The sequence below is a fragment of the Paenibacillus sp. JT22N7 genome (assembly GCF_059383875.1).
Genome location: NZ_JBXENY010000006.1, coordinates 111,955 through 135,155, shown reverse-complemented (window position 1 = coordinate 135,155; position 23,201 = coordinate 111,955). Strand labels below are relative to the sequence as shown.

General features: G+C 52.3%; 19 protein-coding genes. 17 read left to right on the top strand and 2 right to left on the bottom strand.

Features of this window, described 5'->3' with window-relative positions; all coding sequences use genetic code 11:
• The first annotated feature begins 4 nt into the window (after positions 1 to 4).
• From AC50Y5_RS17675 to AC50Y5_RS17620, 12 genes are all read left to right on the top strand, one after another.
• A complete protein-coding gene (locus tag AC50Y5_RS17675; protein WP_056033755.1) occupies positions 5 to 1,504 on the top strand; it encodes an O-antigen ligase family protein in 1,500 nt (499 codons plus the stop codon).
• A complete protein-coding gene (locus AC50Y5_RS17670) occupies positions 1,501 to 2,661 on the top strand; it encodes a glycosyltransferase (RefSeq protein ID WP_081418744.1) in 1,161 nt (386 codons plus the stop codon). The genes AC50Y5_RS17675 and AC50Y5_RS17670 overlap by 4 nt, the downstream gene beginning before the upstream one ends.
• Positions 2,654 to 3,955, top strand: a complete 1,302-nt coding sequence (locus AC50Y5_RS17665; RefSeq protein ID WP_494862490.1) for a glycosyltransferase — start codon at positions 2,654 to 2,656, stop codon at positions 3,953 to 3,955. Before AC50Y5_RS17670 ends, AC50Y5_RS17665 begins: the two co-directional genes overlap by 8 nt.
• A 35-nt stretch (positions 3,956 to 3,990) precedes the next feature.
• Entirely contained in the window at positions 3,991 to 4,866 is an 876-nt protein-coding gene (gene murB / locus AC50Y5_RS17660; protein WP_494862488.1) for a UDP-N-acetylmuramate dehydrogenase, read from the top strand.
• A gap of 200 nt (positions 4,867 to 5,066) precedes the next feature.
• Positions 5,067 to 6,404, top strand: a complete 1,338-nt coding sequence (locus AC50Y5_RS17655) for a UDP-N-acetylglucosamine 1-carboxyvinyltransferase (protein ID WP_056033766.1) — start codon at positions 5,067 to 5,069, stop codon at positions 6,402 to 6,404.
• Position 6,405: 1 nt separating this feature from the next.
• Entirely contained in the window at positions 6,406 to 7,713 is a 1,308-nt protein-coding gene (locus AC50Y5_RS17650; RefSeq protein ID WP_494862485.1) for an oligosaccharide flippase family protein, read from the top strand.
• A gap of 27 nt (positions 7,714 to 7,740) precedes the next feature.
• Positions 7,741 to 8,730 carry a glycosyltransferase gene (locus tag AC50Y5_RS17645; RefSeq protein ID WP_056033773.1) on the top strand — a complete coding sequence of 330 codons (990 nt, stop codon included), beginning with the start codon at positions 7,741 to 7,743 and terminating at the stop codon, positions 8,728 to 8,730.
• A gap of 325 nt (positions 8,731 to 9,055) precedes the next feature.
• A complete protein-coding gene (locus AC50Y5_RS17640) occupies positions 9,056 to 10,489 on the top strand; it encodes a sugar phosphate nucleotidyltransferase (RefSeq protein WP_056033776.1) in 1,434 nt (477 codons plus the stop codon).
• Positions 10,490 to 10,502: 13 nt separating this feature from the next.
• Positions 10,503 to 12,257, top strand: a complete 1,755-nt coding sequence (locus tag AC50Y5_RS17635) for a phospho-sugar mutase (RefSeq protein WP_056033778.1) — start codon at positions 10,503 to 10,505, stop codon at positions 12,255 to 12,257.
• Between the two features lie 38 nt (positions 12,258 to 12,295).
• Entirely contained in the window at positions 12,296 to 13,627 is a 1,332-nt protein-coding gene (locus AC50Y5_RS17630; RefSeq protein ID WP_056033781.1) for a UDP-glucose dehydrogenase family protein, read from the top strand.
• Between the two features lie 235 nt (positions 13,628 to 13,862).
• A complete protein-coding gene (locus AC50Y5_RS17625; RefSeq protein ID WP_155973035.1) occupies positions 13,863 to 15,992 on the top strand; it encodes an S-layer homology domain-containing protein in 2,130 nt (709 codons plus the stop codon).
• Between the two features lie 97 nt (positions 15,993 to 16,089).
• Positions 16,090 to 17,172, top strand: a complete 1,083-nt coding sequence (locus tag AC50Y5_RS17620; RefSeq protein ID WP_494862481.1) for a hypothetical protein — start codon at positions 16,090 to 16,092, stop codon at positions 17,170 to 17,172.
• A gap of 10 nt (positions 17,173 to 17,182) precedes the next feature.
• On the opposite strand, the gene AC50Y5_RS17615 is transcribed toward AC50Y5_RS17620, so the two are convergent.
• The gene (locus AC50Y5_RS17615; RefSeq protein WP_056033790.1) at positions 17,183 to 17,551 is read right to left on the bottom strand and encodes a helix-turn-helix domain-containing protein; all 369 of its coding nucleotides are present in this window, start codon (positions 17,549 to 17,551) and stop codon (positions 17,183 to 17,185) included.
• Between the two features lie 406 nt (positions 17,552 to 17,957).
• Positions 17,958 to 18,212 (bottom strand): GlsB/YeaQ/YmgE family stress response membrane protein, encoded by a 255-nt coding sequence (locus AC50Y5_RS17610; protein ID WP_056033793.1) that lies wholly within the window; start codon positions 18,210 to 18,212, stop codon positions 17,958 to 17,960.
• Between the two features lie 246 nt (positions 18,213 to 18,458).
• Between AC50Y5_RS17610 and AC50Y5_RS17605 the strand changes: the two genes are divergently transcribed.
• The 5 genes from AC50Y5_RS17605 to thrC all read left to right on the top strand — a co-directional run bounded on the left by AC50Y5_RS17605 (position 18,459) and on the right by thrC (position 23,141).
• Complete coding sequence (locus tag AC50Y5_RS17605) at positions 18,459 to 18,842, top strand: hypothetical protein (RefSeq protein ID WP_056033796.1); 384 nt, start codon at positions 18,459 to 18,461, stop codon at positions 18,840 to 18,842.
• Positions 18,843 to 19,251: 409 nt separating this feature from the next.
• The gene (locus tag AC50Y5_RS17600) at positions 19,252 to 19,680 is read left to right on the top strand and encodes an SRPBCC family protein (protein ID WP_056033799.1); all 429 of its coding nucleotides are present in this window, start codon (positions 19,252 to 19,254) and stop codon (positions 19,678 to 19,680) included.
• Positions 19,664 to 20,071: an ArsR/SmtB family transcription factor gene (locus AC50Y5_RS17595; RefSeq protein ID WP_494862477.1), complete on the top strand. Its 408-nt coding sequence runs from the start codon at positions 19,664 to 19,666 to the stop codon at positions 20,069 to 20,071. The genes AC50Y5_RS17600 and AC50Y5_RS17595 overlap by 17 nt, the downstream gene beginning before the upstream one ends.
• Positions 20,072 to 20,305: 234 nt before the next feature.
• The gene (locus AC50Y5_RS17590; RefSeq protein WP_494862475.1) at positions 20,306 to 21,619 is read left to right on the top strand and encodes a glycosyltransferase; all 1,314 of its coding nucleotides are present in this window, start codon (positions 20,306 to 20,308) and stop codon (positions 21,617 to 21,619) included.
• 127 nt (positions 21,620 to 21,746) lie between these two features.
• Entirely contained in the window at positions 21,747 to 23,141 is a 1,395-nt protein-coding gene (gene thrC / locus AC50Y5_RS17585; protein WP_056033805.1) for a threonine synthase, read from the top strand.
• The last annotated feature ends 60 nt before the right edge of the window (positions 23,142 to 23,201 follow it).

Below are 23,201 nucleotides of genomic sequence, written 5' to 3'. Positions count from 1 at the left end.
CTCGATGCTTGCCCGTTTGCCGAACAAGCTGGCGCTTTATGCCGCGATGCTGCTGTCTCTGGGCGTTATATGCCTCGCTTCCGTACAGCATGTTTACGTGCTGCTGTTCGTTGCTGCTGGAGCGCTCGCTTATGTCGCGATTAGGAAAGACGCCATTTATTATGTCGTCATTCCTGCGCTGCTGGCCTACCAGTTGTATTTGCCGCTTGCGGTTTCGGTGACGCTGTCGAGCCTCGTGCTCGTTATACTTTTGCTGCGCTCGGCTTCGCAAGGAAAGCTGATGCATTATTTTCGCACACAGCGGCTTGTTCGTTATTATGTTGCCTTGCTTATCGCGATGGCGGTGGGCATTATTTATGCCCCGGACCGGGTGCTCGGCTTTAAGCTGATTGCTTATTCCATCATAGGTTTGCTCGCTTTGCTGGCGGGCTACTATTACCGGGCTCGCGGGCTTTCCGTTGAACAGACGCTTCGCGGCATCCAGCATGTGTATTTGCCGATTGGCCTGCTGAACATTTATTTTATTATTGTTCCTGATCAGGAGCTGCAATTTTTAAGGTCGAAAATCGCGAGCTTCCTGATCGAGCCGAATACGCTGGCGGCGTTAATTAATGTAGATATTAAAGCTAACATTTTGGACCCCTTTAAGGCGGGAACGTTGTTCGTTAATACGAATGTGGCTTCGGTTTTTTTCGGGATGATGCTTTGTATTGCACTGTCGCTGCTGCTTCGCAAGGGCGGCCTGCTGCAGCTCGGCATCTGCTTCATTTATTTAGGCGCTATGCTGGCGACGCAATCACGCGCTGGCGTTCTCGCGCTTGGCATTGTGGTGCTGGCTTATGTGTGCATCCGGTTCCGCGTGCAAAAGCTGTTCAAGCTGTCGCTGCTGATCGTCATACCGGCAGCGATCATTCCTTTTGTCGTGACGGGCGATATTATTACGAATTTGACGAGCAGGCTGAATGCCGATGCGATCGAAGGCGATCCCCGGGCTTATATTTGGAAGTTCACCTTCCAAAACTTTGCCGAGCATCCGCTGCTGGGCCTTGGCTATGGCGGCTGGGAGCGGATTTTTCCATTTTACGCAGCGACGGTCGGCTTTAGCAGCAAGTATCCGCCGCATAACTTGTTTGTCATTATGTGGACGTGGAGCGGCCTGTTTGGACTGATTGCCCTCATTTTGCTGCTGTTCGGCATTTTATGGCGCGGCATTTGCCTTTATTATCGCACAGGCTCGGCACTCGATAGCTGTGTAATAGGAGCAGCGTTATTCGTTATCGTGCAGGGAATGTTTGATAACTTTTTCCTGCATGATCTGCGGGTCGCTTCTGTGTTCTTCTTTCTTGCGGGGCTTATCTTGTACGAGCAGCGCGAGGATAGCGAGGAAGAGCGAAGCAGCAACGATAGCAGAAGCCAGAGCGAAAATCTGGCGGGCAGCGGCGATGGGCAAGTGATTCAGGAGCGGGCTTTGATGCCGCAGACGGCAGAAGTTGGAGGAAAATGATGAGGATTGGCGTACTGAGAAATACCTTTTTGCCTGCATCGGAAACGTTTATTTATGAGCAGTTGAATCAATATCGGAATGTGCAGGTGGAGGTCATTACCCGGGAAGTCGCGAATCGCGATAAATTCCCTAATCAATGGAGCATCAACACCATTGTTGGCGCGGCAGGATCATCGCTTCAGAAGAAGCTGACGAAGCTGCTTTACACGCTGACCGTTACCTCCACGCGCCATATTAACCGAATCGTTGAGCAGCGCGAGATTGAGCTTGTGCATGCCCACTTCGGGGTAGATGCGGTCTATGCGGTTCCCGTCTGCAAGGAGCGCGGCATTCCGCTGTTCGCTACGTTTCACGGGTACGATATTACACGGCTGCCGAAGCTGATGCCTGGGCCGCTTTCCTGGCTCGTCTACTATATGAAGTTTAAGCGGCTTGTACGGGACACAACGTTGTTCCTTGCCGTTTCAAACCATATTAAGCAGAAGCTGATGGCGCATGGCGTACCTGAACAAAAAATCAAAATCCATTATATCGGCATCGATTTGGCTAAAGTTTTTTATCGGGAAGCACCGGATCGTGACACGATTACGATTATGACCGTTGGCCGGCTGACCGAGAAGAAGGGCATCGCTTATTTAATTGAAGCGTTCCACCGATTGGCAGCCCGGCGCGAGCATGTGCGCCTCGTCATTGCCGGAGACGGGCCGCTGAGGCAGGCACTGACTGAGCTTGCTGCATCGGGAGCTGGGAGCGGGCGAATTACGTTCCTCGGCAGCATTCCCCACCATGAGGTGCTGAAGCGGCTCAGCGATTCGGATATTTTCTGCTTGCCAAGCGTAACAGCGAAGGATGGCGATCAGGAAGGGCTCGGCATGGTCATTTTGGAAGCTTCCGGAACGGGACTTCCCGTTGTTGCCACCAGCAGCGGCGGCATTAAGGACGCAGTGCAAAATGGCAAAACCGGCTATTTGGTAGAGGAGCGCAGCGCCGCCCAGCTGGAAGAAAAGCTCGATATGCTCGTAACCAGCCAGCCGCTGCGCGCAGCCATTGGACAAAATGGCCGCGCCTTTGTTGAGCAGCAGTTCGATCTGCGCTTGCAGACGGAGAAGCTGGAGCAGCTCTATAAACAATATATTGGAGAGAAGCAGCATGTCTAAGCCATTTATTATTGTGTCAACCGCCGATTGGGATAACCCCTTCTGGACGAATAAGCAGCATATTGCCGACAGGCTCGCGGGCCGCGGACATCAGGTGCTGTATCTGAATTCGCTTGGCCTTCGCAAGCCGTCAAGCAATGGCAAGGATATTAAGCGCATTATAAAGCGGCTCAGTCAATTTTTTAGCGGGCTGCAGCACAAAAAAACAAATCTATGGGTATGGTCGCCAGTCGTCATCCCTTATCAGCGGTTCAGCTTCGTTCGGAAGCTGAACTTTTTTATTGTCCGGCAGTATGTGAAGCATTTCGCCCGGAAGCTTGGGATGGAGGATTACGTGCTGTGGACATACAATCCGCTGACGCAGCCGCTGCTGAATATGAGCGAGCAGCTGTCGGTTTACCACTGCGTAGACGAAATTTCCGCGCAGCCCGGCATGCCCGAGCAAATTATTAAGGAGCAGGAAGCGCGGCTGGTGGAGGATGTCGATGTTGTTTTTGCTACGGCACCCAATCTGTATGAGACGCGCAAGGCGATCAACGAAAGCACTTATTACAGCCCGAATGTAGCGGAATTCAATCATTTTAACAAGGCGTTGTCGCCAGACACGGCCATTCCTGCGGAGCTTTTGCGGATGAAGGGTCCCAAGGTCGGCTTCATTGGTGCTATAAGCGGCTACAAGCTGGATTTGGCATTAATCGAAACGGTCGCGTCCCGCAACCCTCATGTGCATTTTGTGTTCATTGGACAGGTGGGAGAGGGCGACCCATGGACCGATGCAGATCGGCTTGGCCAGACGCCGAACATTCATTTGATCGGGCCGAAGCCGTATAGCGAGCTGCCGGGTTATTTGAAAGGCTTCGATGCCTGCCTGCTGCCTAACGTCATTAACGAATACACGACGAATATGTTTCCGATGAAATTTTTTGAATATTTATCAGCAGGCAAGCCGGTTGTCATGACGCCGCTGCCAGCGGTCAGGGATTACTATTCCTACTGCTATGTTGCCGCAGATGCTGATGCCTTCGACAAACAGCTGGGGCTGGCGTTGAATGAGGGGCTGCTAGACAATTACGAGCAGTTAATCCTGGATCGTGTTGCCGAAGCGAAAAAGCATGACTGGGAGTCGCGTATTGATACGATGCTCGCCGTCGTGGATGCGCATATCAAAGGCGCAGGCGCACCTGAGGCGCTGCGGGCAGCGAACTTGCCAGGAGAAGCGGCGCTGGACGCAGCCGTTTCACCAAGAAGCAGCACAACTAGTAAAGCCGCTCGAAGCGTGGGCAGCAAAGCTTAGTATCGATAAAGACGAAGATAGAGGAGTGGAGGAGCTTGTTCGAACATATTGTGCACGAAGCTAATGTTCCGCTAAGCCGCATTACGACGATGAGCGTGGGCGGCCCTTGCCGTTATTACGTCATTCCGAAAAGCGTGGAGGACATTCGTTTTGTAACGGCGATTTGCGAGCGTTTCGGCTGGAAGCTGCTCATTATCGGCAATGGCTCGAATGTGCTTGTGGGTGACGAGGGCTTTGACGGTATCGTCATGCATGTCGGCAAAGGCATGAAGGAATATGGCCTTCAAGGCGGCGAGCTGTATGCGGAAGCGGGCGTAGCGCTGCCAAGGCTGGCGTATTCCATGGCGAATGAAGGCATCGCCGGATTCGATTTTATGGCAGGCATTCCCGGCAGCGTAGGCGGGGGGCTCGTTATGAATGCTGGCTGCATCGGCAAGGAAATCGGCGATGTCGTCAGCAGCGTCACGCATGTCAGCGACACGGGCGAGGTGATTACGAGCAGCGCCGAGGAGCTGCAGTTTTCCTTCCGCCGGAGCTGGTTTCTGGATCGGCGCCACATTATTGTGAGCGCGCGTTTCCGGGCTGAGGCGGCAAGCGATCCCGCGCAGGTGATGGAAGCGACGAAGCGGGCGGCGGACATCCGCAAGGGCAAGTTCCCCATCAATGTCAAAACAGTGGGCAGCACCTTCAAAAGCCCTCCCGAAGGCCCGCATCCCGGCAGACTGATCGAAGAGGTCGGACTGAAGGGCTTTGTTATTGGCGGCGCACAGATTAGTACGGTGCACGCGAACTGGATTATTAATCAAGGCAGTGCCACAGCCAGCGACGTAAAGCGGCTCATTGAGCTGATGCAAACGACAGTAGCCAAGCAGCTCGGCATCCTTATGGAGCCCGAAGTGCTGTTCGTATAAATAAAAAACAAAAGGGTGAGGAAAAAGGCGAGCGGAGTGAAAAGGCTGGTTGGAGAAGTGGAACGTCCGATTTTTGCAGCATGATTTATACCGCTAGAGCGGTTGATCCAATAAATGAAGTTGCAACAGCGGTCGGAAACTAGCCTTTTCGCGCAGCGATGTTCCTTTTTCTGCCCCCTTTAAAAAGGGAGAGAAAGCATATGGTACAAGCTCATTCAAGAGTGCTCGGCACAAAAAGGATTTCAGAGCCTTATTTATTAATTGAGGGAGGTTATCCCCTTTCAGGTGAAGTGTCGCTTCCCGGTGCCAAAAACTCGGCGCTGCCCGCTATTGTGGCTGCCTGCCTCTCCGATGAGGAGGTCGTGCTGCATAATGTGCCGCTTGAGCTGAATGACGTAGCGAAGCTCATCAAGCTGTTGAACGACTCCGGCGCAAACGTCGAGATTAAAGGCGACGAGCTTCACTGCAAGGGCAGCGCGTGGATGGGCGGCACGCTGAATGCGGAGCTGGCGGGCAAAATCCGCCACTCCCTGCTGCTGCTTGGAGCGGCAGCGCACTGGCGCAGCTCGCTATTCCTGCCGCTGCCGGGCGGCTGCAACATTGGCAGCCGCAAGCATGACATGCACGTAAGCGCGCTGCAGGAGCTTGGCTTTGCGATGGAGGAGAGCGAGCTCGGGCTTCACTTGCGCGAAAGCCAGCCGAAGGAGCGGACGGTCATTACGTTCCCGTATCCAACCTTTGGCGGCACGCTGAACGTTCTATTCGCTTCCGTTCGTTCGAATGCGGTTGTTGAGCTGCATAACGCGGCCCGCAATCCTGAGGTGCTGGACGTCATCAAGCTGCTGAACGATATGGGGGCAAATATTGAATGGCTGTCTTCGAACAGCCTGCAAATTACAGGCGTAGCGCGTCTTCACCGTGCAGACTTTACGGTAATGAGCGACCGCATTATCGCCTCGACGATTATTTCAGCGGTCGGTGCGACGAAAGGCTCGGCAACGATTCGCAATGCAACGACCCGCATTCTGGAGTCCGAAGTAGCCGTATGGCGGCAGGCGGGCCTGAAAATAGAAGAAATCGACAATGGCATTTATGTGGAATGGAATCGTCCACTGGAAGCGGTGAACGTCACGACGGCTGCTTATCCGGGCTTCCATACCGATATTCAACCGCTGCATACCGTATTGATGATGAATGCAAGTGGAACGAGCGAGCTGAAGGAGACGATTCTCGACGGACGCTTCTCCTACTGCTACGAGCTGAACAAGCTGGGCGCAAACATCGAGGTGAAGGATGGCGGCTTCCTTTGCGTCAATGGGGCAGCGGGACAGACAGCTGTCATTCATGGCGTAGATGAGCTGTATGGCACCGATCTGGTTGCCACCGATATTCGCGGCGGAGCGGCGGTTGCGGTTGCTGCGCTGGCGGCTGTTGGGACAAGCCGGATTACGAATTTGTACCAGCTGGAGCGGGGCTACGGCAACTTCACTGAAATTTTCACAGCGCTGGGCGCGCAGATCATGAAGGTGAACCACTAGCATGCTGTTTCAGATTTTAACAACGATCGGCACCCGGCTGCTTGTATTATTCGGAGCTTTTATCGTTTCGGTACTGACAGCCAGACTGCTGGGTCCTGAAGGCAAGGGGATGATAACGGCCATACTCGTCATCCCTACGCTCGTTGTGACGATCGCCGATCTTGGCATCCGGCAGGCGGCTGCTTATCTCATCGGTAAAAAATTATTTAACTATAACGATATTGTATCGACCTTATTATTCATGTGGTTAATCTCATCCTCCCTCAGCGTGGCTGTCGTGATGGGCATTTTGCTGCTCCAGTATGGAGGAGAGTACAGCTGGGAGCTGCTTGTCATTTGTACACTGACCGTGCCAGTCAATCTAGCGATTCAATATTTACGCGGCATTATGCAGGGCAAAGGCAATATTGGCAGCATTAATAAGGTGGAAATTATTAAGACGGCACTTAATTTCATCATTTTGCTTATTCTCGTCTGGGCGCTTGGCATGGGCGTTCTCGGAGCGGCGCTGACACAGCTGCTGATGGCGGCGTTCACGCTAGGCTACTCTATGAAACTGCTGCTTGGCGAAGTGAAATTCAAGTTCAAATATATTCACCCCATTCCGCAGCAGATGATGCGGCAGGGCTTTTCCTTTGCGCTTGCGCTGTTCATTATTCAGCTTAATTACCGGGTGGACGTCATTATTTTGGAGCGGTTCACGAATGTCATCGAGGTCGGCATCTATTCGGTTGGCACGAATCTCGCCGAGCTGATCTGGCAGCTGCCAGCTGCCATTGGGCTCATTTTATTTTCACGCAGCGCAAGCTCAAGCAGCAGTCAGGCGGCGGTCGAACGGACAGCGAAGCTGATACGCGTCATTATGCCTGTGCTTCTCGTATTCGGCGTCTTCTTCTGGTTCATGTCGCCGCTATTTATTCGTCTGCTATATGGAGCAGATTTTGCCGAATCGGGACAGGTTATCCGCTACTTGCTGCCGGGCATCATCGCGATGGTGCTGTTCAAGCTGATCCATTCCGACCTGTCGGGCAGAGGCGCGCCGCTGTTCTCGCTGCGGGTATCGGTTATTGCGCTCATTATGAATGTCGTGCTCAATTTCATTCTCGTTCCCAAATACGGCGCGGTAGGGGCATCGATTTCGTCCAGCATTAGCTACATGTATGCGGGCGTTGCTTTTATTATTTTTTACGCACGGCGTGAATCCATTAGCTTGTCCAGGCTTTTAATTTTGAACAAAGAGGACTGGGCGCAAATCAAAAGTAAAATCGGCTCGATCGGCCTTCGTTTCATGAAGCTGCGAAGCCGCTAAAGGGCCCGAAATAACGGAGGTGAGGACATGCTGGTATCGATCATCACGGTGTATTACAACCGGGTCAATCAAGTGAAGGAGTCGATTCAAAGCCTGCTTGACCAAACGTATGCGAATACGGAAATAATTTTGGTCGATGACGGTTCGACGGACGGCACGCTGCAGGCGCTGGAAGCTTTTCAAGATCCGCGCATTCGGCTGATCAGCCACAGCAATCGCGGCTTCACCCGTTCGGTCATTGAAGCGGTGAAGCAGAGCAGGGGAGAGGTTGTAGCCATTCACGGCTCCGGCGATATTTCGTTCCCGCAGCGTATTGAGGAGCAGGTAAAGGTGCTTCAAAGCAGGCCAGATGTCGGCGTCGTAGGCTGTATCGTCGAGAACGTCAACAAGGTGACGAATACAACGACGATCTATAACAAGTACAAGCAGGGCATTAAGGGCATCGATCAGCTGCTGCAAAATAACTTCTACACCCACGGCGAGGTTATGTTCCGCCGCGATGCTTACGAGCAGGCGGGCGGCTACCGCGAGCTGTTCAAGTTCACGCAGGATTACGATTTATGGCTGCGGATGGGGCTCGTCACGGAGTTTGCGCTTGTCGAGAAGCTGCTGTATCGCAGATACACATTACCTGACGGCGTAAGCGGCTCCGTTGAAAAAATGATGGTGCAGCAATATCTTGCTGAACTGGGCAGACAGTGCGCCGAGCTTCGTATTCGCGAAGGGCGCGACCTGATTGACCGCTACGGCGTGCACGCCCTATTTTTTCTGAAAAGATCGAAGCGCCTGGCGCTCAAGCTGTTTAATCTCGGCGTTTCCGCCATTGTGAATGAGCGGGACATGGATAAAGCGAAGCGGCTCGTGCAGCTCAGCCTCGAACAAAATTGGACGGCAAGAGGCAGCGTGCTATCGGGGCTGCTAGCTGTGCTGACCCGTTTCGAGGGCGGCAAAAAAGCGATGCTGTCGATGCTGCTATTGCTGCGTCAGGTGAAGAAAAAGGTAGAGAAAGCGGCGTAAAGCTAGTGCCGCTATATTCTTGAGGTTTTAGAAGCGTGGTGAAAAAGCGGAGCGGAATGAAAAGCTTGGACTGGAGAAGCGACAGCGCTCGCTTTTACCCTTGAATTTCCGCCTATATAGGCGATTCAAAGAAATTCAAGGGTAATGGCGATCGGAAGCCAAGCTTTTCAAAATATAAGAAAGTATAAGTATTCTCTTTATACTTGGCTTATATTTCACCGCGAAACGTTAGCATTACCGCCAGAGGACGGCAAAGTCGTTTACGCTTGTGCAGCGCAGCTTTTCTTTCACCACAGTTTCAATTGCAAAAGGAGGAGCAAAACCAATGAAGCTGATTCTTTTATCCGGCGGTTCAGGTAAACGGCTGTGGCCGCTATCTAATGATGCAAGGTCGAAGCAATTTTTGCGTATTTTGGATGGGCCCGGCGGGCTAAAGGAATCGATGGTCGAGCGGGTATGGCGCCAGCTGGGCGAGACGGGCCTGCAAAGCTCATCCTATATCGCCGCAGGCAAGGCGCAGGAGGAAATGATTCGGGTGCATGCCGGCTTGTCGGTGCCGCTCATTATTGAACCAGAGCGGCGGGATACGTTCCCGGCTATCGCTTTATCGGCGGTTTATTTGTACTCCGTTGCCGGAGTCAGCCTGGATGAGGTCGTGACGATTCTCCCGGTTGACCCCTATGTGGAGGATGCCTTCTTCCATAAAATAAGCGAGCTTGAGCAGGTCATTCGCGATTCTGGCTGCGATATGGCGCTGATGGGCGTCAAACCGACCTTCCCATCGGAAAAATACGGCTACATCGTGCCGGAGACTGACGAGCCTAAGCTGATTATTAATGCGGCAGGCGACGTCACGGAAGCGGAAGTGAATGACGCAGAAACAGGCAATGCCCGCTCGTACAGGCTTGTTCGGCACTTCACTGAAAAGCCGCGCGAGGATGCGGCATCCGAGCTAATGCAGCGCGGAGCGCTTTGGAACTGTGGCGTGTTCGCCTTCAAGCTCGGCTATTTGATTAATCTGCTCATCGAGAAGCGGATTCCAATTCAATACGACGAGCTCGTCAATCAATACAGCACGCTGGTGAAAACAAGCTTCGATTACGAGGTCGTTGAGCGGGCCAAGCAGGTTGCTGTGCTTCCTTTTGACGGCTGCTGGAAAGACCTTGGCACCTGGAACACGCTGACAGAAGAAATGGGAACGTCGGAGCTTGGCGAGCATATTACGACAGAGCTTGCAACGGATACGCATGTCATTAACGAGCTGGGTATTCCGATTACGATTCTGGGCATCAAAAATGCTATCGTCGCTGCTAGCCCCGACGGCATTCTCGTTTCCGACAAAGCGTCCAGCCCGCGCATTAAAGAAGTGCTGAAAAATAGCGATAAGCGCCCGATGTACGAGGAACGCAGATGGGGCTACTACATCGTGCTTGATTATTTGAAATATCCGGACGGCAGCGAGGTCATGACGAAGCGCGTCTGCCTCGATAGAGGGAAAAACTTCAGCTATCACTATCATAACAATCGCTGCGAGGTGTGGACGATTTTGTCCGGTGAAGGCGAAATGATGCTCGATGACCAGCTGCGGACCGTAAAGGCTGGCGACATTATTAACATCCCTCTAGGCAGTAGACACTGCCTGCTTGCCCTTACACCGATGGAAATGATCGAGGTTATGAGAGGAACGCAGCTTGTAGAAGAGGAGAGCGTCAGGCTGGAAGCGGATTGGAATGACATTATGCAATATTGCATGATTTGAAGGAGCTAACAGGATGAGGAATGCTATTGCAGAGCAGCTGGATTATGCGATTGATCGGAGATACGAGCGCTGGAGGGAAGCAGAACTGCCCTTTTACCTTCGAAAAGAGCTCGGAGAGCTTGGAGCAGGCGATTTGACCGACCGCTTCTACAAGCATCTTCACCTTGGGCCGGAAGGCGTGCGGGAGAAGGTAGGCGCAGGAACGAACCGGATGAACATCTACACGGTGCGCCGCATCGCGCTGGCGCTTGCTGGGGAAATTCGCAGCGGCGGCGAGGAGGCGAAGCAGCGCGGTGTTGCGATTGCTTTTGACAGCCGAATTTTATCGCGGGTGTTCGCGGAACAGGCAGCGCTCGTGCTGGCCAAAAACCGCGTGAAGGTTTATCTTTTCGAGCAGGCCCGGCCTACGCCGGAGCTCTCCTTCGCTGTCCGTTTTCTGCAAGCGGCAGCCGGGCTGATGATTACAGCCGGCCATTATCCTTATGATTACAACGGCGTCAAGCTGTTCAGCTCAGATGGCGCTGTCATGGCGCCGGAATACAATCAACTCGTAGCAAGGCGCATGGAGGGCATTGAGGAGGAGGTTGCCATTCCGCTGATGGATGCGGAGGAGGCGGTGCGGCAAAGGCTGCTTGTACTTGTCGGTACAGAGGTGGACAAGGCTTACCACAGCAAGCTAGCGGACATTATCGTTCGCCCGACAGCCTTTCGAGCTGGGCGCTCGCGGCTGCGCGTTATATATACGCCGCTGCATGGCAGCGGAGGGCAGACGCTGCTGGAGCTGCTGAAGCAAATGGGCTATCGCGATGTGGAAAGCGTGCCGGAGCAGTCCCAGCCAGACCCGCTTTTTCCGACCATTGATGAGCCAGACCCTAACAATTCCAATTCTTACGGGCGGGCGCTGCTGCTCGCCGAGCGGAAGCAGACGGATCTGATTATGGCGACCGATCCCGAATCGCAGCAGCTGGGTGCAATGGCTCGGGACAAAAGCAGGGAGTTCCGCTTGCTGTCCGCGAACCAGCTAGGCAGCTTGCTGCTTGAATATCTTTGCGCGCAGAAGCGTGCCAATGAGCCGGTTTACCCGGCAGCCTTCTACAAGTCACTGCTGACGACGGAGCTTAGCACAGCGATAGCAAGACGCTACGGTCTTCACATCGTAGAGACGCCGCCGGGCTTCCGCCATATTGCCGCTCGCATAGCGGAGGAGGAGCAGCTTGGGGCGAGAAAATATTTTTTCGCCTTTGATGAGACGGGCGGCTGCTTGCCGCAGGCGTTCGTCAGAGATAAGGATGCCATGCAGACGCTGCTGCTCACAACAGAGATGGCGGCTTTTTATAAAAGCCGCGGCCTGACACTATGGGATCAGCTGCACAAGCTTTATGAGGCATATGGCTTTTATTTGGAGGATCAGGTCAGCCTGTCCTTTCCCGGCCTTGAAGGCTCGCAGCGGCTGCGCAATGTGATGCGCAAGCTGCGGGGCGAAGTGCCGGAGAAGCTTTCCTCGCTGCGGATTCGCAGCATTTACGATTCCGAGGAGCACGGCGTGCGAGCGCTCGGCTTCAGCAAGGAAGCTGCGAATCAGGAGCTGGGGGCGAATGTGATCAAATATGTTTTCGAGGATGGAGCTTGGTGCGCGCTTCAGCCTACCGGGGCAGGCACGTCGCTGCGGCTTTACTACGGAGCGAAGGATTGGAGCGAGGTGCGCTGCAGGCGCAGGCTGGCAGCTATTCGTACGGCGCTGCTCTACGATGTGGAGACCATTTTATAATAGAAAATTTCAAAATAAATGATAGGAGCTGGAGCTTGATGAACGTAACAGTGATAGGAACGGGATATGTAGGATTGGTATCGGGCGTATGTTATGCGGAGAAAGGCAATCATGTCATCTGTGTCGATAAGGATGTAAGCAAAATTGAGCGCCTGCGCAGCGGTGAAATTCCCATTTATGAGCCAGGGCTCAAAGAGCTGGCCGATAGCAATACGGCGGCAGGACGCCTCTCCTTCACCGATGATTTGACCGAAGCGATGGCTCTGGCGGATGTTGTCATTATTGCGGTAGGCACGCCGCCGCTGCCGAATGGCGAAGCGGATATGCGATTTGTCGAGCTGGTAGCACGTGAAATCGGCTACGCGCTTAACGGCTATAAGGTTGTTGTTGTGAAAAGCACAGTGCCGGTCGGCACGAACGAACGCGTTCGCGGCATTGTGGCAGCGATCAGCGATTACCCGTTCGATATCGCCTCCGTTCCTGAGTTTCTGCGCGAAGGCTCGGCAGTCAAGGATACTTTAAATCCAGACCGCATCGTTATCGGCTCGGAGAGCACGCGTGCAGCAGAGGTACTGACAAGCCTGCACAAGCCGTTTACCGACCAGCTCATTATGACGGATATCCGCAGCGCCGAGATGATCAAATACGCCTCCAATGCGTTTCTAGCTACGAAAATATCGTTCATCAATGAAATTGCCAACATTTGCGAAAAAGTAGGCGCGGACGTGACGGAGGTTGCCCACGGCATGGGGCTCGACCGCCGGATAGGTTCCTCCTTCCTGCGCGCTGGCATTGGCTATGGCGGCTCCTGCTTTCCGAAAGATACGAAGGCATTAATTCAAATTGCCGGCAATGTGGAATACGACTTCAAGCTGCTCAAGTCGGTCGTAGAGGTCAATCAGCATCAGCGCTACGGCGTCATCGACAAGCTCAAGCGGGCGCTAGGCAGCATGCATGGCAGACGCGTTGCGATTTGGGGCCTTGCGTTTAAGCCGGAAACCGATGATGTAAGAGAAGCGCCTGCGATTGAAATTATTGAATCGCTGCTTGCGCTTGGCGCAATTCCACGGGTAACGGACCCCATTGCGGTCGAAAATTTCCGTTCCCTGCTGAACCACCCTTCTATTGAATGGTGCGATTCCGCGCTTGATGCGGCGAAGCATTGCGACGCTGTCTGCCTGCTCACGGAGTGGGAGGACTACACGAAGCTTGATCTCAAGGAAGTGGAGCGCGTCATGGCGAGCCCCATTCTCATTGACGGCCGCAATGCGATCAGCAAAGAGCAGCTGGAAGGCACGCTGTTCGCCTACTATCCGGTGGGCAGACCTATGATGAACATAGAAGACATTGCGATACATGAATTGATTTAGGCAGCTAAGAAAAAAATGCTAGAAGGATTTTTGAAAAGGCAAGCGGAGTGGGAGGGTTGAGTTGGAGAAGCGGGAGCGTTCGTATTTGCCCCATGATTTTGACCGCTTAAGCGGATTAATTCAAGGAAATCAGGGGGCAATAACGATCGGAAACCAAGCCTTCCACGCAGTGCAGTTCCTTTTCAACAGCCTTCTACATCGATTTTCCATTTTCGAAAGAAGAGGTGAGGACGTAATGAGGTTTACGAAAAAAATCGTCTCCGCTGCCCTGGCGGCAGCTGTTGCGGGTACGGCGCTGTCCGGATTGCCGCTCAGCGAGCGGGGCTTGCTGGAGAAGCTCGGCATTGTTCAGACGGCGCATGCGGGTGCAGCCGAATCCTTTTACAGCAGTGAGTTTGTTAAACGCCTGCTGGAGCTGCATCAATATTTGCAAATGGGCGATCCGGCTGACGTACAGGAGGTCAGAGACCTGCGGGACGAAATTGCAACGCTCAGCTTTGAAGCCAATGGCCAATTGATTGCTCCAATATGGAATAAGCTGGCTGGCAAAATAGACCCTTCTGTTCAGCAGCCGCTTTTCGACTTTATGGTAGCGGCGGGAAGCCTGCAATATGATCCTTCTTTTGATAATTTAGAGGCGATTCGCAAAAACCCGGCCTATAGCGGCGCTTTGCAGGCAGTAGCAGCACTTGCGAGGCAAAATCATCTCACGGTGGATGACGCCATGCAGTTTATGAATGCGCTGGAGCAAAAAACGACGTCGCTAGTTTCGGAGAAAAGCAATACCGAGCTGCTGCTTCTAATGGCGAGCGAAAGTGAGCAGACGAAGCTGCTTGGCGATGCGCTGGAAACGGTTCTTTCCGATACCTCGACCTACAAAGTGAGTGCTGTATTAGCCAAGCTGGACATTACGAAAAAAGACATGGTAGATACCGTCACCAATTTCCGCAACCAGCTTAAGAAGGAGGTTCCAGCCATCCGCTCCATGATGATTGCTTATATGCGATCGGGTGCGAAGGAGACGGTGGACATCGACCATGAGGGCCGCAAGCATACGTACAAGCTTTCGATTTTTGGTCGTGAGGTTCCCAAAGAATTGCTGGTCTGGTCCAAAACGTCAGGCAGCAAAGATGTAAAAGTTGCGCAGTCGGGCGTAGTAACGATACCGGGCTCGGTCGTTTCGGCGAAAGCGACGCTGCGGGCAAGCCTGCTCGGCAAAGTGCTTTTCGAGAAGGAAGTGACGCTCGGCAAGGAGGAGCCTGAAGTACCAGAGGACGACCTTCTAGCCGAATACCACAAGGAAATGAATACGATCATTTCGCAGTGGTCGCAGTCGTCGTCCGAGCAGAAGCAAGTGCTGCTAGGCCAGGCGGTAGAACTGCTGCAGACGACCTGGAAGCAGGAAAATACATTCGACGTTACACCGTATGTGACGGTCGATAAGGGCTATATCATTTTCAAGCCGCCGGTTGAAGCGATGCAAAACTATTTGACTCGGCGCGAAGCGGTATGGAAGGTGCTCGGCGAAAGCTTCGCCAAGCTGGGAACGGGCAGCAGCATTGACCAGTATATTGTGAATATGCCTTATTTCAATTTTAGCGAATATTTGAGCGGCTCGACATTGACAGCGGGAGCCCAGGAGGGGATTTTGCCTGCTGAAACGCCCAGTCTTGTAAATCCGGACGTCGGTCAGGCAGTTGCCGAGGCTGCGACAGATGCTGTAACAGAAGCGGTGCTGGAGGATACGCTTGAAACGGAGGTTTCGATTGTTTATCCGGTAGATCAAGCGGCCGCAATCGTAAATCCTGCCCCCTCATCCTTTCAAGATCTGGACAGCGTATATGCATGGGCAGGCAAGGAAATTGAAGCGATAGCAGCCAAAGGCATTATTGACGGTGTGGAGGATTTGCATTTTGATCCAAACAAAATGGTGACGCGGGCGGAGTTTGCCAAAATGCTCATTCGGTCGCTGGATTTGAAAAATGCATCGTCAGACAGCACGTTCAAAGACGTGCCAGCCAGCCAATGGTATGCGCCATATGTGAGCGCAGCTGTGAAGAACGGCCTTGTACAAGGCCGAAGCGGCAATCGCTTCGAGCCGGAGGCAACCATTACGCATGCTGAAATGGCAACGATGATTGCAAGGGCGGCGAAGCTGTCGAAGGGATTAGAAGTGCCATCCGACGTAAAAGCCGCACTTGCCGATATGAAAGATGCGGACAACCTGCATCCATCGTTGAAGGCGGGCGTTGCCTTCGCGGCAGCGAACAGCCTGCTTCCACTGGAGCAGGGCAGCTTTCCGGTCAATGCCAATACGACACGCGCCGAAGCAGCGGTCATGCTGTATCGTTTGATTAATCTATAGCTCAAGTTTTTAACCTGCAGCATAATGGCCCAAATGCCGGATAAAGGTGATAACACCTTTATCCGGCTCTTTTCGCGTAAGAAAGGATGGATACAGGATGAAAAAACGCATTTGGAAGACGATTTTAATAACCGCTGCAACGATCGCTGTTCTGCTTATCGGTACGGTCGGTTTCTTCTATTGGAAAATCAGCTCGATCAGCTTGGAGGATATCCAGCAGCGGCGTGCCGCTTTAGTGGCTGAGCAGGATGGCACGGCACCAGCCTCTGGCGGGGCGGCCAATCAGGCGGAGCTGCCGTCCTCACTCGATAGTGCGGTTGGCAAAGCGGAGCAAATCGCAGGCAAGACTATCAAATCCGATGACGCGCTGGACGTTGCTGCTATTTTGCTGAACTCCGGGCTTTCATTCCGCGAAATGTATATTTTGCTGGGGCAATCGGATGAGGAGCTGACGACGGAGGAAAAGCAGGCCATACGCGATTTGCTGCTGGCTAAGCTGACGACGGAGGAAATTGACGCCCTGCGTTCCATTACGAAGCAATATGGTAAATATTTGGCGATCGTGGACACGAACTATCCGATAGAAGCGGTTGGCGAGAAGGATGATGCGAAGCGCAAGGCGATTTTGGAAAAAGCGAAGCAGGCCAAGGAGGAAGAAGAGGGCAAGCAAGCTGCGGAGGCGAACGGTCAAGAGACGGCTTCCTCCCAGGCAAGCTCGGCTGGCAAGACGGACGGAACTGCAATAACGGATGAGCCAGGCAAGCCGTCAGGCGGGAAAGCAAGTACGGCTACGGACAACAAGACAGCCAGCCAGACGAAGGATACTCAAAGCAAGACCAAATCTCTCAACAGCAAATATGAGTCACAGCTTTCGGCATTAAAAGGAAAATGCGTCAGCAATGCCAATCAGCTAATGACACAGGTTGTTGCGGCAATAAACAAAAGCTCGGAACTGGATGAAAAGGCGTTGCAAGGGGAGCTGCTGGGGAAAATTGCTGCTGCAGAGGCTTCTTGCGATAAACAATACCAAGCATTAATTAACAAGGCTGAAACAGAATATAAGGAAGCTGGTATAGCCTTTGCTAAAAAATCAACGTGGACGCAGGAATATCAATCCATTAAAGCGGAAATTCGCAGCAGCGCCATCAACAAACTGAACGCTGTTCAAGCAAGCGGATAAGGGTCACCGACTAGGAAGGATTTTGTGAAGGGTCGCCGGATGAAGTGCGGTCGCGCACAACGCGTTCAAGCAGCATCCGGACAAGCTCTAAATCCTCCTGCTCCAGCGGAACGCCGTCCCAATGAAGCTGCTCATGATTGAAAAACTCCTTGGCGTTGTTGCTCGGTTCCTGTTGATCAGGATAGTCCGTTAATCCTAGCAAATAATCGGATGTCGTATTCAATTTCTTCGCAATGCTTTGAATGGTCTCCAAAGTAGGCTGCCGATAGCCGGATTCATAGCCTGCATAGGTACTCTTAGCCACGCCTACGGTATCCGCTAGTTGCTGCATGGAGTACTTTCTTTTTTTTCTGAGTTGTTTAAGGCGTTTAGCAAACATGAGGACCTCCTATTAACCTTCGGTAACTACAAACATTTTACAGATATTAAAAACCAATTACAACCGATGCCAGCACGGCCGAAAGGCGTAAAATGCTAGATTTTTCAACGGCTGATCATTTAGGCCTATGTCTAGATTAACAACCTCAGAGCAGCAACACAAGTCTTGTAATTTGAACAATTTCTTGAATAAATATATTTTTTGAGCATAGTGAAAAATAAAGTATATATTATTACAAATTATGACACGATATTCGATTTTCGACATGGCTTTTTGTCGCTAATGGTCGTTTAATGCTTGCGAAAAAAATAGCCTGAAAAACCAAACAACCTGACATTATGCCTTCTGGCGTCAGGTTGTTTAGTTATTCTACATTTATTTATTCAAAAAATATTGGTGAAAAAAATTATGCTCGTCTTCTTCGTCCAGCCAAGATCAGGCTAAGAATGAACACCAATACGACTGCGCCAATTAACGCTGGAATGAAATAGAAGCCGCCGATGACCGGACCAAGCTCGCCGAAGATTAAGCCTCCGAGCCATGCGCCGATAAAACCTGCAATAATATTTCCAATGATGCCTCCGGGAACATCACGCCCAACGATCATTCCTGCGAGCCAACCGATAATGCCTCCTATAATTAACGTCCATAAAAAACCCATATTGATCACTGCCTTTCTCTTTGTGTTTTTGCTGTTCACCAATGTGTAGCTTGTGTCAGCTGTTGTAGTGTCTCATGTTATCTATGTAACCATAATTACGCGTCGCTAATCACAAATCATACAGGAAGGTTTTGGTTACTCTAATCAGTGCCTAGTCTATTGACATGAAACCAAAAGGTTTCGTATAATCCAAAAGGAAACCAAAAGGTTTCGCATGTGCAGGCATGACTTGAAGGAGGAAGCGGGATGGCGGATGAAGGACTGCTGAAAAAGCTGCGTTATAAAGAGGGACAGGCTGCGAAGGTATGGAATGCCCCGGAGGGCTATGCGCCTGGGATCGCTGAAGATACGAGTGGTGCAGGCCCATATGGCTTCGCCCAGCTTTTTGTTCATCATGCAGCGCAGGTGAGGGAACAGCTGCCGATCGTATTGCCGCAGCTTGAAGAAGACGCGGTATTCTGGATCACGTATCCTAAGCAAAGCGCGAAGGCTGGGGCAGATATTAACCGCGACAGCTTGGCGGCGCTAGTCATGGAGCTTACACCGTATAGACCTGTGAGCAATGCCGCTGTGGACGAGGTGTGGTCAGCGCTGCGATTTCGCCATACGGACAAAGTAAAGAAGAAATAACTGCTGACGGCATAACTGAAGGCGTAACTAGCACCATAACTGACGGTGTAACTAGCTGCAAAACGAATTGCATAACTGACGGAGTAACTAGCACAATAACTGAGGGCATAACTAGCTGCGTAACTGGCGGCATACATGAGGCCGCTAATGAAAGAAAAACGGCAATCAAATGCCTGTCCGTCTTCACGGACACAGAATCCGCTATTTGTTATAGAAAGTGAACTTATTTTAGGCGGCGGACAGGAGAGCCGTTATTTGCCCGACAGAGCCATAAAATGAGGCTTAAAAGCACAAATAAGCGCGCTGGTGTCCGACAGAATAGGGAAATGCAATGATTTTGCGTATATAACGGATCTGGTGTCCGCAAGAACTTAGAGAATAAAGCGATTAGAAGAGGAGACGATTGACAATGAGCAGCGAAGCGGCAAATACGCTGCCGGATATCCGGCAGACGCTGGTGCTTAAGGCGCCGATAGACAAAGTGTGGAAGGCGGTAGCGACGTCAGAGGGCATCGCCGCATGGTTTATGCCCAATGATTTTCAGCCGGAGGAAGGTTATGAGTTTCAGCTGGAAGCTGGCGCGTTCGGAAAGTCTCCCTGCAAGGTGACGGTCATCGATCCGCCGAATCGCCTCTCCTTCAAATGGGGCAAGGACTGGACGCTCTCCTTCGAGTTAAAGGCTGTAGGAGCAGACACGGAATTTACGCTTATTCATAGCGGCTGGAATGCGGATACGGTGACGGAGTTCGGTCAGCCGCATGAAATCGTGCGCGGCAATATGGACAAGGGCTGGACTGGCATTCAGCAAAGGCTGGCTTCGTATGTCGAGGCACAATAGCAGCGAGGCGTCGGAGCCGAAGGCTGAGGTGTTCCAAGCGATTGCCGATCCGACGCGCCGCAGCCTGCTTCGGCTGCTTGTCGATGAGGAGATGCCAGTCACGGTCATCAGCAGCCATTATGAGATGAGCCGGACTGCGGTATCGAAGCATTTGCGAATTTTGGCTGAGGCAGGATTGGTCAAAGAGCGCAAGGTTGGCCGGGAAACCCGCTACCGGCTAGATACGGAGCCTTTGCAGCAGCTAAAGCGATGGATCGCCTTCTACGAGCGTTATTGGGAAAATAAGCTAGGTGCGCTTAAGCGTTACGTAGAGGAAGATGGCCAGAGGGAGGGAGCGGATGCTTTTCCGGCTCCAGCAGTTGTGAAAGCGCCAGCTGCGAAGCGGGATTGAAGCAAAAGTTCCGCTCGTCTGGCTGCCCTGGCTGCTGGATCCGGCTTCAACGGATCCAGTCTAGCCAAGTGTGACAGAACCTTCTTTTGCTTGCTCCGATAGCCCGAAGCTTCCGTCTTATGGTTTCTGGGCATATGTGTATACGATAGATGAGTTGACAATTTCCTGATTTTTCGTCATACATATAAAGAGCAAGGAAGAGAATGGGCAGCAAGGAACCGGAGGTTATGGATAATGGGCAGGAAAATTATGTTTACAGGCGGAGGGACGGCAGGCCATGTGACCGTTAACTTGGCGCTGATTCCCCGTTTCGCGGAAGCCGGCTGGCAGATCCATTATATTGGGTCGGAAAATGGCATTGAGAAGCAACTTACTGCTCCACTAGAGCAGCTTACATATCATGGTATAGCGACAGGCAAGCTTCGGCGCTATTTGGACTGGCAAAATGTGAAGGACCCCTTCAAGGTTGTTAAAGGGGTTTTTCAAGCTTATCGGCTCATACAGCGGGAGAAGCCAAACGTGATTTTTTCCAAGGGCGGCTTCGTTTCCGTTCCGGTTGTGCTGGGCGCGTGGCTCAATCGGGTGCCGGTGCTTATTCATGAATCGGATCTGACCCCGGGACTGGCGAATCGCATTGCAATCCCTTTCGCGACGGGCGTGTGCACGACCTTTCCCGAGACGGCGCAGCATTTGCCGTCAGGCAAGGCGCATTATGTTGGCGCAGTCATCCGCGATGAGCTGGGGCGAGGGGTTGCCTCGCGAGGCAGAGCCTATTGCGGTCTGCTGCCTGCATCCGAAGCAGCTGATGCAGCAGCCTCGGGAGCAGCAGGCAGCTCACAGACGCTAAGCAAGACGCCGCAAGGGCAGGCGTCAAAGGAAAGCGCCGCCCATTCGGCTAACCCTGCCAAGCTGGTGGTGAACATTTCGGGAAAAAGCGTGAGAGCCGAAGAGTCTGCCGCGGAAACAGCGAAAGTATCAGCAGCGTCAGCAATAGTAGACGAAAAGGGGGCATCGCGGGCAGAAACAGGAGGAGCGAAGCCCGTCCTGCTCATTATGGGCGGCAGCCTTGGGTCGCGGGCGATTAATAAGGCGGTGCGCAGCGCGCTTAGCGAACTGACCCGCAAATTCAGCATCGTGCATTTATGCGGCAAAGGACAGGTTGAGCCTGTCCTTGAGACGGCGGATTACAAGCAGTTCGAATACATTAATGAGCAGCTTCCCGATGTGCTGGCGATGAGCGATATTGTGCTTTCGCGCGCGGGTTCTAACGCTATATTTGAGTTTTTGCATTTGCGCAAGCCAATGCTGCTCATTCCGCTTACGAAGGCACAGAGCCGAGGCGATCAGCTGCTCAATGCAGATTCGTTCAAGTCTTCTGGCTTTTGCGAGGTGCTCCATGAGGAGAAGGTAGCGCCGGATACGCTGCTGGCGGCGATTGAGGATGTCTACCAGAACCGCGCCGCATTCATTAAGCGGATGGAGCAGGAGGAGCGCCGCGACACCTTGTCGCAGCTGTATGAGCTGATTGTATCGTCCGCGCGGAAATAACAGGCAAACCTCGCAGCGCGGCGCGGGCATTTCGGCGATGAAATACAGGCCATATTTCAATAATCCATTCGATTTTAACCGGAAACGATGATATGATGTTACAAAAGAATGTCGGAGGGATTACCCGGTGGAGTATATTAGCACAAGAGGAAATGTTGGCAAAATCGGATTTATCGACGCTTTTCTAATGGGACTTGCAGATGACGGAGGCTTGCTCGTTCCGAGTGAAATTCCTGTTTTTTCAGCTGAGAAACTGAAAGCGTGGCAGAACCTGTCTTATCAGGAGCTGGTGCTGGAAATTTTCGGCTATTTCACGAATGATGAAATTCCAGCGGAAGATTTGCGGGCGATGGTGGATGCCAGCTATGGAACATTCCGCGACTCAGGCGTAACGCCTGTTCGCCGCTTGAAGGACAACCTGTATTTGCTGGAGCTGTTCCACGGCCCAACCTTTGCATTTAAGGACATTGCGCTGCAATTTATGGGCGAATTATATACGTATGTATCCCGCAAGCAGAACAAGACGATCCATATTCTTGGCGCGACCTCCGGCGATACGGGCGCATCGGCGATTCAAGGCGTTCGCGGCAAAGACGGCATTAAAATTTGCATTTTGCATCCCCATGGCAAAGTCAGCAAGGTGCAGGAACTGCAAATGACGACAGTGCCGGACGACAACGTCTTGAACTTGTCGGTCGATGGCAATTTTGACGACTGCCAGCGCATTATCAAGGATTTGTTCGCTGATTTGGAGTTTAAGTCTGCGAACCATCTGTGTGCGATTAACTCCATTAACTTTGTGCGCATTTTGGCGCAGACGGTTTATTATTTCTATGCTTACTTCCAGGTTGCGAAGCAGCAGGATGTGAAGGAAGTCAATTTCAGCGTGCCGACTGGCAACTTTGGCGATATTTTTGCAGGATACCTTGCGAAGCGCATGGGCCTTCCGGTGAACAAGCTGATTTTGGCAACGAACGAAAACAACATTTTGGAGCGTTTCATCAAGGAAGGCGTGTATATGCCGGGAGATTTCCGCAGCACGTACAGCCCTTCGATGGACATTCAGGTGGCAAGCAACTTCGAGCGTTATTTGTATTATGTGCTGGGTGAAAACCCGCAGCTGATTACAGAGCTGATGAACCAGTTCCGGAAGGAAGGCAAGCTCGTTATTTCTGGAGACGATTTGCAGCGGGTGCAAGCTGAATTCGGCGCTCATGGCGTTGGCGGACAGGAATGTCTTGATACGATCAGCAAATACAACGCGGAAACTGATTATTTGCTTGACCCTCACTCCGCTTGCGGCGTGGCGGCAGCCGATCAATGTGCTGAAAGCGGCGATGTAACGATTTCGCTGGCTACTGCGCATCCGGCCAAGTTCGACGAGGCGATTCGCCTTTGCGGCATTGAGCAGGCATTCCCTGAGCAAATTTCGTCCTTGTTTGAGAAAACGCAGCGTCAGACTCGCGTAGAAGGAACGCAAGAAGCGATCGTCAGCGAGCTGTTGAAATTTTATAACGCTTAAGTCGCGCATAAAAAGCTTGAGCAGCCGGTCAGAGCCTATCTGATCGGCTGTTTGTGCATA